Source organism: Blastococcus sp. TML/M2B, from assembly GCF_016612865.1.
Classification (GTDB): Bacteria; Actinomycetota; Actinomycetes; order Mycobacteriales; family Geodermatophilaceae; genus Blastococcus.
On sequence record NZ_JAENZZ010000002.1, the window covers coordinates 49,698 to 63,168 of the forward strand.

Consider the following 13,471-nt stretch of genomic DNA (forward strand, 5'->3'; position numbering starts at 1 on the left):
CTGGCTGGCAGCAGCCGGGCGTCGCCGGTAGCGCTCAGTTGCCGGGCTTGACCGTCTTGCCCCGCTCGCGCTCGGTGTCGTCGGCCTCGTAGGCGCCCGGGACGGCTGCGGTGTCGCCGTCGTCCGTACCGGGGGTGACCGGCTTGCGGATCAGGTCGTGCTGCCCGTGCGTGGGGGAGCCACCCGGCTCGGGGCGCTCGTCGGTGTCGGGGCGGTGCTCGGTCACGGGACCTCCTGGCGTCGTCGTCCCGGAGCCGCTACCCGGCGGGCCGGAGGTCAAAGCTGCTGCGTGAGGTTCAGCGCGTTGCCGTCGGGGTCCCGCACGTGGGCCACCCGCTGTCCCCAGGACATGTCGGTCGCCCCGGAGCCGGCGTCGCCGCCGAGGCCCGCGACACGGGCCAGCGCGGCCTCGACGTCGGGTACCTCGATGCTGAGCAGGATCCGCCCGGGCGCGCCGGGGGAGACGTCGGAGTCCGCGGACAGCCCCAGCGGGGAGTCGCCGACGCGCAGCCCGAGGTAGAACAGCGGCCCGTCGTCGGGGTACCGCTCGAGCACCTCGGCGTCGAACAGCCGGGTGTAGAAGCGCTCCAACCGGGCGATGTCGGCGGTGACCAGGATCGGCCGCACGGTCTCGAGCACGGGACCTCCAGGGGATCGCGGGTGTCTCCATCAGGGACGGTGGCGGCGCGGGGAACTCATCGGCGCTCGGAGGGGCCGGCATCCGTCACTGTGACGGAATGTCGCCCGACGCGGGGACGAGCAGCCAGCGGGCGAAGACGGCATCCCCGTCGAGCGGGGTCATCCACCGCACCCAGATCCGGTAGCCGTGAGCGGTCGCGCGCAGCAGTGGACCACCAGCGTCGTCCTGGCGCTCGTCGTAGTCGTCCGACTCGGGGAGCGGGCGGGGTGCCTCCGGACGCAGGGGAGCGGCGTCCGGGCCGGCGCCGTCCAGCGCGGCGCTGATGAAGGCGAGGCGGCCGCTCGGCACCGGAACGTGGTCGCCCGGGTCGCCGTCGTCCTCGGGGTGGGCCAGTGCGGCCGTCAGGGCCGCCGGGTAGTCGTCGGCCGACACCTGGAGGACGGCGACGGCGTCGTCGTCGGCCCGGAACACCTCGAGCCAGCCCTCGTCGCCGACCTCCGCGTCGGTCAGCACGAGAGCGGCCCGCCCGGAGCCGACCGCGATGCTGGTCAGCTCATAGTCGAGATCGGGGACGAGCCGCTCGTAGTCGCCGTCGGCCTGCCCGGACCAGCCGGGCAGCAGATCGCCGTCGAGGGCGAGGAACGGTTCGCCGTTGCTCCAGCAGCGGCCGACGTGGGTCCAGGAGCGCGGCATGCGGTCATCGTCGCCCACCGGGGCGTGGAGTGCCCAGGGGGCTGCCCGACCCATGTGAGTTGACATAATGTGCATTATCGGCGCACGGGATGGGCGGGGCGAGAGGGGCTGGATGCGCCGGATGACCTGGCCCGGATGCACACCTGTTCTTTCGTCCCGCCGGAGCCACCGCGCAGCCGCGACAGCCGCTGCGTGCGTCGGCTCCCGCGGCTGCGCAATGGCTCTCGCCGGCGTCGGCGTCGACACGCCTGCCGGCGCCCGACGGCGCGGGTTCATCAGCGCGACGAGCCCCGATCCTGTGGCCGACTCCCCTGCGAGTTGATCTTGTGCAACGTGATCATGAAAGTCGATCATGGGTCGCTCATCCGCTCCAGGCGCCCCGTCGGGCACGGCTCCCCTGAGCAGCCAGACCGCCCGCATTGCGTAACAGTGACGAAAGCAGGCCGTTCCGGACGGCTTCGACGGGCGCTCCGCACCAGGTGTTCGTAGGGTCGGGACATGCAGATCCGACGACCGCTCGCCGCTCTCCTGGCCGCTCTGGCGATCTTCGGTGGTGGGGCCACGATGACCGCGTGCTCGGCCTCCGGAACGGATCAGAACGACGGGACGACCGACGACGACAGCAACAACCGCGACGGCAGCGATCCGGGCAGCGACGACCAGGGCAACCTGCCGAACAACTCGGACCCCGAGGACGGGGACGACGACACGACCGACCCCGACTGACCACCCCGTACCGCCGGGCGCTCGACGGACCGCGTCAGGTGCCCGGCGGTCAGCTGCGCTCGGTGACCCAGAGCCGGTCCAGCCGGCCGGTCGAGTGCACGAGGTCGGCGAGCGAGCGCTCGAGCTCGGCCTTCGTCGGCTTCTCCGCCAGCAGCGTCTGGACGTCCTCGAGGGCGCAGCGCAGCTGGTACAGCCGGTCCTGCAGCCCGTCGAGCTCGCTCCGCGACACCAGGACGACGTCGGCCGGGAGCCCGGCCTTCGCGGCGGCGGAGCGCTGCTCGTAGGCCCGCTGCCGGCACGCCTGACCGCAGTAGAGCCGCGGGCGCCCCACCGACCCCTGCTCGGGCAGCACCCGGCGGCACCAGCCGCACCGGCGCGCCTCGTCGCTCCCCCGGTTGGGCGCGGGGGAGATCGGGGGGTGCGTCACCGTGCCGGTCGCGTGCTGTGCCACGTGTCGGCACGGTAGACGCCGCGGCCGGCGGGAACCGGTGAACACGCCAGGGACACCCCGATCGGCCCGACGACGGCGCTGACCAGCGCTCCTGCGCAGGTCGGCGGACACGCGGCGGAAGGGTGGCGGGAGCGGGGTGCGCCCGGGCTGACTAGCGTGTCGCTGTGCTCCCCGCGCGGTTCGCCTACCTCGACGCGCCGACCCCTCTCGCCATGGCCCACCGCGGCGGTGCCATCGAGCACCTCGAGAACACGCTGCCGGCCTTCCAGGCCTGCGTGGACCTCGGCTACAGGTACCTCGAGACCGACGTCCAGATCACCGCGGACGGCACGCTGGTCGCCTTCCACGACGCCACGCTCGAGCGGGTCACCGACCGGACCGGCCGGGTGGACGCGCTGCCCTGGTCGGAGCTCGCGGACGCCCGCATCGGTGGTCGGGAGCCGATCATGCGGCTCGAGGACCTCCTGGGCGCCTGGCCGGACGTCAAGTTCAACCTCGACATCAAGGCCGCCGGCGTCCTCGCGCCGCTCGTGCGGCTGGTGCACAAGATGGGCGTCGCCGACCGCATCTGCCTGGGGTCGTTCTCCGACGCTCGCATCGCCGCAGCGCGGCGGCTGTTCGGACCCGCGGTCTGCACGTCGCTGGGCCCGCGCGGCGTGGCCGCGCTGCGGTTGTCCTCCTACTCCCCCCGGGCCGCCGGGCTCGTGCGCATCCAGGCCGGTTGCGCCCAGGTGCCGCTGCAGCTGGGCGGCCGCGCGCTGGTCGACGAGCGCTTCCTGGCCGCCGCGCACGCCCGCGGCCTGCAGGTGCACGTGTGGACGGTCGACGACCCCGACGAGGCGCGGGCGATGCTCGACCTGGGCGTGGACGGGATCATGACCGACCGGCCCGCGATGCTGCGCGAGGTCCTGGAGGAGCGCGGTCAGTGGGTCTCCCCGTGACCTCCGCGCCGTCCGCCGTCCCGGCGTCCGGTGACCGCCGCAGGCATCCGGCGCCGGCGCACCTGCGCTTCTTCCACGGCCCGATGGACTGCGGCAAGTCGACCCTGGCGCTCCAGGTCGACCACAACCAGAGCCGTCAGGGCCGGCACGGCCTGCTGGTGACCCAGGGTGACCGTTCGGCGGCGCCGCAGATCAGCTCGCGGGTGGGCCTGTGCCGCCCGGCGATCGAGATCGACGCGGCGACCGACCTGCGCCTGCTGGTCCGGGACCGGTGGGCGGCCGGCGACCGGGTCGACTACCTCATCGTCGACGAGGCCCAGTTCCTCACCCACGAGCAGGTGGACCAGCTGGCCGAACTGGTCGACCGGTTCCACGTCGACGTCTACGCGTTCGGCCTGACCACCGACTTCCGCACCCGGCTGTTCGCGGGCACCCAGCGGCTGCTCGAGGTCGCGGACGACGTCCAGCGGGTCCAGGTCGAGGTGCTGTGCTGGTGCGGCCTGCCCGGGCTGCTCAACGCCCGCGTCGTGGACGGGGTCATGGTGCGGGCCGGCGAGACCGTCGTCGTGGCCGACACCGCACCCGCGGAACTGCCCGGGGAGGAGCCGGCCGTCCGCTACCAGGTGCTCTGCCGGCGGCACCACGTGCTGGGCCAGCTGGGGCCCACGGCAGCCGGCCCGGGGCAGCTCGCGCTCCCCTGAGCGACCTGCTCACCCGCCCGAGGGGTGGCGGGGGCCCCGGACCTCCCCCCATGCGATGATGAGCAACTGATTCCGCGGAATCTCTTCGCCAATTCTGTCGTTCATCTCTGTGACTCCCCGGCTCGTGGGTATGGCCCGCGGACCGGAGTTCGAGTCCTGAACCGACACCACGTACGAGAGGACGGTGTGCAATGGGCGAGCGTTCCCTGCGCGGCAGCCGACTGGGCAGCGTCAGCTACGAGACCGAACGGAACACTGCGCCCATCGAGCGCCAGTACGCCGAGTACAAGTGCCCGTCAGGCCACCTGTTCACGGTGCCGTTCGCCGACGACGCCGAGCTTCCCGACACGTGGGAGTGCAAGTTCGACGGCGCTGCCGCCAAGCTGGTCGGCGGCTCCGAGCCGGCACCCAAGAAGGTCAAGCCCCCGCGCACCCACTGGGACATGCTGCTCGAGCGCCGCTCCGTCGAGGACCTCGAGGAGGTCCTGGCCGAGCGCCTCGAGGTGCTGCGCGGCCGGCGGACCCGCGCCAGCTGACAGCTGAGCACGAACGACGGAACGGCCCCGGTGGGATCTCCCACCGGGGCCGTTCTGCGTCCGGGGTCAGCTCAGCGGGCGCCCGTCGGGGCCGCGGAGCACCTCGCCCTCGATCACCAGCGGTGAGGTGCGGACGTCGTCCCGGCGGGGCATCTGCGCCGTCCGGACGCTGTCCACGCGGACCGGCGGGCGCATCCCGACCGGCAGCCGGGAGGAGATGAGCCGGACCAGCAGCGCCCGGACCAGGGACCGGGTGCCGGGCAGCAGGCAGAGCAGGCCGAGCACGTCACCGATGAACCCGGGCAGCACCATGAGCAACCCGCCGACGGCGATGAGCCCGGCGTCGCCCAGCTCGCGCCCCGCGGACGCGCGGCGGGTGCGGGCGCTCTCGCGCAGCTCGGTCAGCGCCTTGGTGCCCTGGCGGGCCAGCAGCGCCCAGCCCAGCGCGCTCGTGGCCAGCGCCGCGAGCACCGTGAGCCCCGCGCCGATCCACTGCGCGACGAGCACGAAGACGATCACCTCGGCCAGTGCGAGGAGCCCAGCAGCCATGCGCAGTCGTCGTCCCACGGGAGGTCCAACGCTCGACGGGCTCAGGGTGCTCCCGCGGCGGCGCGGAACTTCCGCCGCTGCACGAGCGCCGCGCCGAGCGCGGCCAGGCCGAGCGCCGTGAGCGCCCACTCCGGAGCGGCGCCCAGTCGGCTCGCCACGCTGCGGGAGTCGCGCTGGGCGATCTCCTCGACGAAGACGTCGGGGGTGAACAGCTCCGAGGAGCGGACGACGGTGCCGTCGGGGGCGACGACGGCCGAGATCCCGCTCGTGGCGACCACGGCCACCGTGCGGCCGTGCTCGACCGCCCGCAGCCGGCTCATGGCCAGCTGCTGCTCACTCTCGGCCGTGTAGCCGAACGTGGCGTTGTTGGTCTGCACGACGAGCATCCCCGCGCCCGCGACGTCGGAGACCAGCCCGTCGTAGACCACCTCGAAGCAGATGAGGTCGCCGACGCGGATGCCGCCGATGTCGAGCAGCCCCGGCTCGTCGCCGGCCTTCTGGTCGGTGACCCGGTCGACGTCGGCGCTGAAGAACCGGAAGAAGCTGCGGGCCGGCACGTACTCGCCGAGCGGGACGGGGTGCCGCTTGACGTAGGTCTCCCCCGGCCCCTCCTCGGGGTCCCAGACGATCGCGGTGTTGCTGATGAAGCGGCCCGGCCCCTGGACGACCGCCCCGACCAGGATCGGGGCATCGATCGCCCGGGCCGCCCGGTCGATCTGCGCGGCGGCGTCGTCGTTGCGGTAGGGGTCGATGTCGGAGCTGTTCTCCGGCCACAGGACGACGTCGGGCTGCGGCTGCTCCCCCGCCCGGACGGCGTCCGCCAGCTCCAGCGTGCGCTGGACGTGGTTGTCCAGCACGGCCCGGCGCTGGGCGTTGAAGTCCAGGCCCGCGCGCGGCACGTCGCCCTGGATGACCGCGACCGTGGCCGTGGGCCCGCCGTCGGTGAGCGATGCGCCGGGCAGGGGCAGCCAGGCCAGGGCACCGAGCAGCGGGACGGCCACCGCCGCGGCCAGGGCGCCGGCCAGGGACCGGGCGGCCGCGCGCCGCCCGCTCCCGGTGGAGCGGCGGATCCGGACCGCGGCGAGGACGGCCGCGGCGAGCAGCGTGCCGATCAGGGCGACGGCGAAGCCGACGAACGGCACCCCGCCGTACGCGGCGAAGGAGAGCAGCGGGCCGTCGGTCTGGCTGAACCCGAGCCGACCCCAGGGGAACCCGCCGAGGACGAACCGGCCGCGCAGCGCCTCGTCGGCCACCCAGAGGGCCGCCGCCCACAGCGGCCACCAGCGCAGCCGGGAGGTCAATGCCGTGGCGGCGCCGAGCAGGCCGAGGTGCAGCGCCTCGAACACCGCGAGCGCGAGCCACGGGAAGGGCCCGACGTAGACGCCGGTCCACGACAGCAGCGGGACGAAGAAGCCGAGACCCAGGACCAGTCCGAGCCAGAACCCACCGCGGGCGCTGCGCCCGTGGACGGAGAGTGCGAGCGCGGCCGGCCCGAGGACGGCCAGCGGGACGAGGGCGGCGCCGGGGAACGCCAGGCACGTGGCCAGTCCGCCCAGGGCAGCCAGCAGCGTCCGCCACGGCCAGCGGCTGCCGGCGCGCGCGGCGGGGTCGCCGTCCGGCTCGGGCGCGGCTCGCAGCAGCGCCCCAGGTGCTGCGGCCACGCGCGCCCTCCCGGGACGGTCGTCCCGGCTGCGACCGGGGTGGTCCCAGGAGCCGGGGGGTGCCCCGCACCGGTCGGACGGGGGGTCGGGACCGCTGCGCTCGCCGCGGCCCTGACCCAGCATCCCACCTCCGCTCCCCCGGGGGCCGGCGACATCGCCCGGGCCCCCGGCCGTGCCGGAGCGGCTCACCAGCCTGGTCGCGCCGGCGGTCGTCTCCCCCGGTGGCGCGACTTCGGGCCGGACGGCCGGGCGCTGGCTGCGCGCGGCGCGACCGTTGTCTGATGACGCGCTCCGTGGGAGATCCCGCCGGGTGTCCCGGTCGTCCTCCCCCGATCTCACGCCGGGTCCTCGCAGCCCGGTCCGCGCGAGGACCCGGGGGTCCGCCGCGCCGGCCGGAGGGCCCGCACGCTCGATCCGGGAAGTCACGACGCGGTGCTCCCGGTGTGGAACTGCAGGGACTGTAAGGACACTCCGCGCCCATTCGAATACCTACGGTGGTCATGGGAGGCACCGTGACCGGATCGTTACCGCGCAGGGATCATTCGCGTCCCAGGGTGCCGGGCCCGCTCGACGTCCAGGGTGGCACCGACCGGGTGTCGGGCCGCCCGGGGCAGGGGTAGCGGCTCCGGCATGGACGGCGATTCCACTCCACCGCTGGAGAGCCGGCGGCTGCGACTGCGCCCCTGGACCACCTCGCCGGCCGACCTCTCCCGGCTGGCGGACATCTACGGGCGCGACGAGGTCACCCGGTGGCTGGGCGGTCCGCCGACCGTGTCGCCCGCGGAACTGGTCGCGCGCTGGGCGGCGGTGCGCGCGGCGGACGACCGGTTCGGCTGCTGGGCGATCGAACCGCGGGACGCTGCCGACCGCCCAGCCGGGACGATCCTGCTCAAGCCGCTCCCGTCAGGGTGTAGGTGAGGTCGAGGTCGGCTGGCACCTGCACCCCGACTCCTGGGGGCACGGGTACGCGACCGAGGCGGCGCAGGCCGTCATCGAGCGCGCCTTCGCCGTGGGGGTGCCCGAGGTCTACGCCGTGGTCCGACCGGGCAACGAGCCGTCGCTGGCGGTGTGCCGGAGGCTGGGCATGACGCCGCTCGGGCGGATGACCCGCTGGTACGACGTCGAGCTGGAGGCGTTCCGGCTCATGGCGCCGGTCGTCGTGGAGTAGCGGCGGTCGGGCTCAGCGACGACGCAGCAGGACGCCGACGCGCTGCACCAGCGTCTTCTTGGCCGGCTTCGGCCCCTCGCCGGCGGCGCGGGCGGAGTCGGCGACGGCGGCCTCCTCCGGCGTGGGCGCGGTGCCGCCGAGGTGGACGGGCAGCCACCAGGTGTCCTCGGGGCCGGCCGGCTGGTCGGGGTAGGCGCGCTGGGCCTCGTCGAGGAGCGCCTCCATCGCGGCCCGGGTCCGACGCAGCAGCGGCTGCACCTTCTCCCCCGGCTCCGGGACGATCGGCTCGCCCAGGAACACCATCACGGGGACGCCGCGGCGCAGCTGCACCTTGTGCCCCTTGGTGGCGACGCGGTGCCCGCCCCAGACGGCGGCCGGGATGATCGGCACGTTCGCGTCGATGGCCATGCGGGCGGCGCCGGCCTTGAGGTCCTTGACCGTGAAGCTGCGGCTGATGGTCGCCTCGGGGAAGACGCCGACGACCTCACCGTCCTTGAGCGCGCGGACGGCGGACTCGAACGCCGCCGCGCCGGCCTTGCGGTCGACCGGGATGTGCTTCATCGCCCGCATGAAGGGGCCGGCGAACCAGTGGCCGAAGACGGCCGACTTCGCCATGAAACGCACCAGCCGGTGCTGGGAGATCGCCCCCAGTCCGAGGAACGTGAAGTCGAAGAAGCTGACGTGGTTGCTGCAGATGATCGCGCCGCCGCTGGCGGGGACGTGCTGCGCCCCGCGCAGACGTCGAAGCGGAAGCGGAACAGGTGGAAGACGACCAGGCACATCCGGATCACGAACCGGTAGGGCCGGTCCCGGCGGTCCGGCGAGGCGCCGAACAGGTCTCCACGTACGACGTCGCGCCAGCTCGCGGTGTACATGAGCGGACCCTAACCAACCCGGCGGCCCGCCGCCCGGGTGGTCTCCGGGCCGCCGGAGTACCCGAACGGCCGTCGTGGCTCCCGGTTCTCTGGTGACACGCCGCCCGGAGGGCGGCGTCACTCGACGACGGCAGATGACGACAAGCGACAAGGTGCATTATTGTTGGGGATAACGGTAGTGTCCCGTCATGGCGCGCGCATGGCAGCAGCCCCTGCCGGACATGCCGGCTCCCCCGGTCGAGCTGGCCTGGCGCCGGTGGCCGGTCCCGCCGGGGTACGAGGCGCAGTGGCGCCGGCTCGCGGACGCCGCTCTCGAGCTGGGTCTGGGTCCCGACCAGCTGGCCGGGACCGGGCTCGATCCGCCTCGCGGCGGCCCGCGGCTGGAAGCCGGCCACGGTGGCGCTCTACAGCAAGGTCGCCCGGTACGGCGGACTGGCGCTGACCCGGACGCCGACCCCCGAGCCCACTCCCCTGCGGCTGGAGCTGCGCCCGCTCACCGAACTCCGCGGGACCGATCCCGAGCACGTCCGGGCGGTGGCCTGGTGCGCGCTCGCGCTCGCGTGGCCGGCTCCGGTGGGCGTGTTCCGCTCGCTGCGCCGCGACCAGGTCCACGCCGGCACGCGCCGGCTGGTGCTCCGGACCGACGACGGCGAGTGGTCGGTCCCCGGTGCGCTGACCGCGTGGCACGCCTGGGAGGCGGTGCGGGAGCGCTACCCCGCGCTGGCGGCGAGCCCGTGGGTGCTGCCAGCGCTCCGGCGAGGTCCGGGGCTCGACTCCCGGGTCGGCGGGCGGCTGTCCAACCAGGCGCTGCAGGTGACCTTCGCCAAGCACGCCGGCCGCACGGCGCAGCACCTTCGGGCCACCGCTCCCCCGTCGCGCGAGGGCGCCGCGGCGGAGCTGGCGGCCGCGTACCGCGAGCTGTCCTACGACTCCTACCGCCGGCTGGCGCTGGCCGCCGGGGCGACGCCGGTCGGTGCCCGTGGCGTGGTGCGCGCCGGGCGGTCGGTGGCGCGGTCCTCGCGGGTGTCCCGCCGGGCGGGCTGAGCGCCGGTCGCTCGGGCCGTCGACCTCACAGCAGGGACAGCTGCTCGCCGGCCTCCTCGGACTCGCGGGGCCGCCCGGGCTCCGGCTTCTCCGTTGCGGCAGGGGTCGCCGTCCGGTCCTTCGGCCGGACGCCGGGCATCCCGCCGGACGGCAGGCTGCCCGCCGGGAACCCGACCTCCTCGTCGCCCGGGACGCCGGTGGCGATGGCGGGATCCACCCCGCGCGCCGCTCCCCCGGACTGCCGGTCCAGGCCGTGCCGGGCGAGCAGCGGCGCGACGCGGGCGGCCAGCCAGGTGCGGTACTCGGCCGAGACGTAGGCGCGGCGGGCGTACATCCGCTCGTAGCGCGGCACCAGCTCCGGGTGCGCGGCGCGCAGCCAGGCCATGAACCACTCGCGGGCGCCCGGGCGCAGGTGCAGCGGGATGACCGTCACCCCGGTCGCGCCGGCCGCGGCGATCGCCCCGAGGGCCGTGTCGAGCGACTCCTCGTCGTCGGTCAAGCCGGGCAGCACCGGCGCGAGGAAGACGCCGCACGGCAGTCCGGCGTCGGCGAGCGCCCGCACGAGGTCCAGCCGCGCCCGGGGTGTCGGCACTCCCGGCTCCAGAGCGGTGTGCAGCTCGTCGTCCCAGATCGCCATCGAGACGCCGAGCCCGAGCGGCACCTGCCCCGCGGCCTCGACGAGCAGCGGCACGTCCCGCCGCAGCAACGTGCCCTTGGTGAGGATGGAGAACGGCGTCCCCGACCCGGCCAGCGCCTCGATCACCCCCGGCATGAGCCGGTACCGCCCCTCCGCCCGCTGGTAGGGGTCGGTGTTCGTGCCCAGCGCGACGTGCTCGTGCGTCCACGACGGCCGGGCCAGCTCGCGGCGCAGCACCTCGACCAGGTTGGTCTTCACGACGACCTGGGCGTCGAAGTCCCGCCCGGAGTCGAACTCGAGCCATTCGTGCGTCTTGCGAGAGAAGCAGTAGACACATGCATGGGAGCAACCCCTGTAGGGGTTGATCGTCCACGGGAACGGCATCGCGGAGTCGCCCTGCACGCGGTTGAGCGCCGAGCGGGACCGCACCTCGTGGAAGGTCAGGCCGGGGAACTCCGGCACCCGCACGCTCCGCAGCAGGCCGCGGATGCTCGGCATGCCGGGCAGCGTCGAGGTGTCCTCGACGTCGAGCCGCTGTGCGTCCCACCGCATGGCATCCATACGAACACGTGTTCGAATCGATGTCCAGTCCGGTCGGTGCGCCGCGCGACGAGGGTCCGCGCCGCCGTCAGGGTTCGCGCGGCCGTCAGGGCTCGAGGTCGACGCGGACCAGGCAGACCCCGCGGGCCACGTCCGCCGCCGACCTGTCCGGCTGGAGCCCCAGCGCACGCCGGGCGGCCGGCGCCCCGGCGAGGTAGGTGGTGAGCCCTGCCGCGACCTCGTCCGGCCGCTCCGCGCCGACGACGGCGACGGCCCGTGCCCGCAGGTGCTCCCCGGCCAGCCAGAGGTCGACCTCCTGGGGCTCGCGCAGGTTCCGCCACCAGGTCTTGGCCTCGGGCCGCCCGACCAGCACCCACGCCGTCGGCCCCGACCGCACGTACTGGCAGACCAGCTCGTGATCCAGCCCGGTGCGCCGGCCGGTGTAGCGGAGCACGGCCAGGCGGCGGCCGAGCCGACGTCCCGGGCGGCCCTTCAGCAGCGGCCGCAGCACCGGGTTGACCACGCGGTTGGTCAGGACGTGTCCGGCCATGCGCGCAGGCTAGAGCGGAGGCCGGTCCTCGAACACGGTGGAGAGCACGACGGTCGTGCGGGTGGAGACGTTCGCCGTCGTCCGGATCTCCCGCAGCAGCACCTCCAGGGCGTCGGGCGAGGCCACGCGCACCTTGAGGATGTAGCTCTCCTGCCCCGCGACCGCGTGGCACTCCTCGATCGCCGGCAGATGGGCCAGCAGCGCCGGGGGGTCCTCCGTCTGCGCGGCGATCGGCGAGATGGAGACGAACGCGGTGAGCGGGAGGCCCAGCAGCTTGGGGTCCAGGCTCGCCCGGTAGCCGGTGATCAGCCCGCGCTGCTCCAGCCGGCGCACCCGCTGGTGCACCGCGGACACCGACAGCCCGACCCGCTCCGCCAGCTCGGTGTAGCTCGCCCGCCCGTCCCGGGCCAACGCCGAGAGCAGCGCGCGGTCCACGTCCCCCGCGGGCGGCGCGCCGTTGTCAGCCGGGGAGTTCGACGAGCTCACGCGGACCGACGTTCAGCGAGCGGACACCGTCGTCGGTGCACACCACGATGTCCTCGATGCGGGCGCCGCAGCGCCCCGGCAGGTAGATGCCGGGCTCGATCGAGAACGCCATGCCCGGCTCCAGCGGCAGGTCGTTGCCCTCGACGAGGTACGGCGCCTCGTGGGAGTCCAGCCCGATCCCGTGCCCGGTGCGGTGGATGAAGTGCTCGCCCCAGCCGGCATCGGCGATGACCTGCCGGGCCGTGGCGTCCACCTGCTCGGCGGTCACCCCCGGGCGGACGACGGCGACCGCAGCCTGCTGCGCGGCGTGCAGGACGCCGTACCACTCGGCGACGTCGGCAGCGGCGCTGCCGCCGACGACGTAGGTGCGGGTGCAGTCCGACCGGTAGCCGGTCGCGGTCTCACCCCCGATGTCGACGACGACGACGTCGCCCGCCTCGATCGTGCGGTCGGACAGCTCGTGGTGCGGGCTGGCGCCGTTCGGCCCCGACCCCACGATCGTGAAGTCGACGCCGACGTGCCCCTCCTCGAGGATCGCCGCGGCGATGTCCGCGCCCACGGCCGCCTCGGTGCGGCCGACGGTCAGGAACTCGGCCATGCGGGCGTGCACCCGGTCGATCGCGGCGCCGGCCAGGGCGAGCTCCTCGACCTCCGCGGGTGTCTTGACCATCCGCAGCCGGTCCAGCACCGGGCCGGCCAGCTCGAGCGCCGAACCGGGCAGCGCGCGCTGCACGCCCAGGGCGTGCTCGGCCCAGGTGCGGGCACCCACGGCCACGCGGGTGGGGGCCGTACCGAGCCGCGCCGTCGCGGCGTCGGCGAGCAGTGCGAACGGGTCCTGCGTCTCGTCCCAGGCGAGCACCTCCAGGCCCAGGGCGCCCGCGGGGCTGACCTCGACCATCGGCGCCTCGAGCCGCGGGACGACGAGGAAGGGCTCGCCCTCGCGCGGCACGGCCAGGGCGGTCAGCCGCTCCATGGCGTGCGCGTCGTAGCCGGTGAGGTAGCGCAGGTCCGACCCCGGCGTGAGCACGAGCAGGTCGGTGCCCGAGCCGGCGGCCAGGGCGCGGGCGGCGTGCACCCGGTCCACGGTCACGAGCGGGCCGGTGCGCCGCGGAACGGATGCGGTTGCCACGCGCGCAGACTAACCGCGGCCCCGGGGCGGCTCCGCACGTCCCGGCCGGCGGCTAGCGTGCGCGGGCGTGAGCGAGCTTGCGAGATCACCCGAGAACAGAGCACGGATCGGCACAAGAGCGACCAGCGCCGGCGAGGTGAACTC

General features: G+C 74.6%; 18 protein-coding genes. 7 read left to right on the forward strand and 11 right to left on the reverse strand.

The features are described from left to right. Positions 1 to 34: 34 nt before the first annotated feature. From JKP75_RS08910 to JKP75_RS08920, 3 genes are all read right to left on the reverse strand, one after another. Positions 35 to 226 (reverse strand): hypothetical protein, encoded by a 192-nt coding sequence (locus tag JKP75_RS08910; protein WP_200491727.1) that lies wholly within the window; start codon positions 224 to 226, stop codon positions 35 to 37. Between the two features lie 50 nt (positions 227 to 276). Further along, entirely contained in the window at positions 277 to 639 is a 363-nt protein-coding gene (locus JKP75_RS08915) for a VOC family protein (RefSeq protein ID WP_200491726.1), read from the reverse strand. Between the two features lie 85 nt (positions 640 to 724). Beyond that, positions 725 to 1,333 carry a hypothetical protein gene (locus tag JKP75_RS08920; protein WP_200491725.1) on the reverse strand — a complete coding sequence of 203 codons (609 nt, stop codon included), beginning with the start codon at positions 1,331 to 1,333 and terminating at the stop codon, positions 725 to 727. 498 nt (positions 1,334 to 1,831) lie between these two features. Here JKP75_RS08920 and JKP75_RS08925 point away from each other — a divergent pair, with 498 nt between their 5' ends. Next, positions 1,832 to 2,059 (forward strand): hypothetical protein, encoded by a 228-nt coding sequence (locus JKP75_RS08925; RefSeq protein ID WP_200491724.1) that lies wholly within the window; start codon positions 1,832 to 1,834, stop codon positions 2,057 to 2,059. A 49-nt stretch (positions 2,060 to 2,108) separates the two neighbouring features. Here the strand turns inward: JKP75_RS08925 and JKP75_RS08930 are convergent, their stop codons facing one another. Further along, complete coding sequence (locus tag JKP75_RS08930; RefSeq protein ID WP_242471961.1) at positions 2,109 to 2,510, reverse strand: hypothetical protein; 402 nt, start codon at positions 2,508 to 2,510, stop codon at positions 2,109 to 2,111. A gap of 164 nt (positions 2,511 to 2,674) precedes the next feature. Here JKP75_RS08930 and JKP75_RS08935 point away from each other — a divergent pair, with 164 nt between their 5' ends. From JKP75_RS08935 to JKP75_RS08945, 3 genes are all read left to right on the forward strand, one after another. After that, a complete protein-coding gene (locus JKP75_RS08935) occupies positions 2,675 to 3,451 on the forward strand; it encodes a glycerophosphodiester phosphodiesterase (protein WP_200491723.1) in 777 nt (258 codons plus the stop codon). Beyond that, the gene (locus JKP75_RS08940; protein WP_309229700.1) at positions 3,448 to 4,152 is read left to right on the forward strand and encodes a thymidine kinase; all 705 of its coding nucleotides are present in this window, start codon (positions 3,448 to 3,450) and stop codon (positions 4,150 to 4,152) included. The genes JKP75_RS08935 and JKP75_RS08940 overlap by 4 nt, the downstream gene beginning before the upstream one ends. 191 nt (positions 4,153 to 4,343) lie before the next feature. Next, entirely contained in the window at positions 4,344 to 4,688 is a 345-nt protein-coding gene (locus tag JKP75_RS08945) for an RNA polymerase-binding protein RbpA (protein ID WP_200491721.1), read from the forward strand. A 66-nt stretch (positions 4,689 to 4,754) separates the two neighbouring features. Here JKP75_RS08945 and JKP75_RS08950 read toward each other — a convergent pair whose 3' ends face one another. Both JKP75_RS08950 and lnt read right to left on the reverse strand, forming a co-directional pair. Further along, positions 4,755 to 5,237 carry an FxsA family protein gene (locus JKP75_RS08950; RefSeq protein ID WP_200491720.1) on the reverse strand — a complete coding sequence of 161 codons (483 nt, stop codon included), beginning with the start codon at positions 5,235 to 5,237 and terminating at the stop codon, positions 4,755 to 4,757. Between the two features lie 41 nt (positions 5,238 to 5,278). Beyond that, entirely contained in the window at positions 5,279 to 6,898 is a 1,620-nt protein-coding gene (gene lnt, locus JKP75_RS08955) for an apolipoprotein N-acyltransferase (protein WP_309229702.1), read from the reverse strand. 630 nt (positions 6,899 to 7,528) lie between these two features. On the opposite strand from lnt, the gene JKP75_RS20990 reads away from it, so the two are divergent. Next, positions 7,529 to 7,816: a GNAT family N-acetyltransferase gene (locus JKP75_RS20990; RefSeq protein WP_242473638.1), complete on the forward strand. Its 288-nt coding sequence runs from the start codon at positions 7,529 to 7,531 to the stop codon at positions 7,814 to 7,816. 19 nt (positions 7,817 to 7,835) lie between these two features. Beyond that, a complete protein-coding gene (locus tag JKP75_RS20995) occupies positions 7,836 to 8,066 on the forward strand; it encodes a GNAT family N-acetyltransferase (protein WP_242473398.1) in 231 nt (76 codons plus the stop codon). Between the two features lie 12 nt (positions 8,067 to 8,078). On the opposite strand, the gene JKP75_RS08965 is transcribed toward JKP75_RS20995, so the two are convergent. Beyond that, positions 8,079 to 8,846, reverse strand: coding sequence for a lysophospholipid acyltransferase family protein (locus JKP75_RS08965; RefSeq protein ID WP_309229704.1), 768 nt, complete (start codon positions 8,844 to 8,846; stop codon positions 8,079 to 8,081). 491 nt (positions 8,847 to 9,337) lie between these two features. Between JKP75_RS08965 and JKP75_RS08970 the strand changes: the two genes are divergently transcribed. Next, the gene (locus tag JKP75_RS08970; RefSeq protein ID WP_242473261.1) at positions 9,338 to 9,985 is read left to right on the forward strand and encodes a hypothetical protein; all 648 of its coding nucleotides are present in this window, start codon (positions 9,338 to 9,340) and stop codon (positions 9,983 to 9,985) included. A gap of 25 nt (positions 9,986 to 10,010) precedes the next feature. On the opposite strand, the gene JKP75_RS08975 is transcribed toward JKP75_RS08970, so the two are convergent. The 4 genes from JKP75_RS08975 to JKP75_RS23795 all read right to left on the reverse strand — a co-directional run bounded on the left by JKP75_RS08975 (position 10,011) and on the right by JKP75_RS23795 (position 13,327). Continuing rightward, entirely contained in the window at positions 10,011 to 11,174 is a 1,164-nt protein-coding gene (locus JKP75_RS08975; RefSeq protein WP_200491715.1) for an Rv2578c family radical SAM protein, read from the reverse strand. A gap of 94 nt (positions 11,175 to 11,268) precedes the next feature. Continuing rightward, a complete protein-coding gene (locus JKP75_RS08980) occupies positions 11,269 to 11,712 on the reverse strand; it encodes a nitroreductase/quinone reductase family protein (RefSeq protein ID WP_200491714.1) in 444 nt (147 codons plus the stop codon). A gap of 9 nt (positions 11,713 to 11,721) precedes the next feature. Next, complete coding sequence (locus JKP75_RS08985) at positions 11,722 to 12,198, reverse strand: Lrp/AsnC family transcriptional regulator (protein ID WP_200491713.1); 477 nt, start codon at positions 12,196 to 12,198, stop codon at positions 11,722 to 11,724. Then, the gene (locus JKP75_RS23795) at positions 12,173 to 13,327 is read right to left on the reverse strand and encodes a Xaa-Pro peptidase family protein (protein WP_309229705.1); all 1,155 of its coding nucleotides are present in this window, start codon (positions 13,325 to 13,327) and stop codon (positions 12,173 to 12,175) included. The genes JKP75_RS08985 and JKP75_RS23795 overlap by 26 nt, the downstream gene beginning before the upstream one ends. Positions 13,328 to 13,471 lie beyond the last annotated feature (144 nt).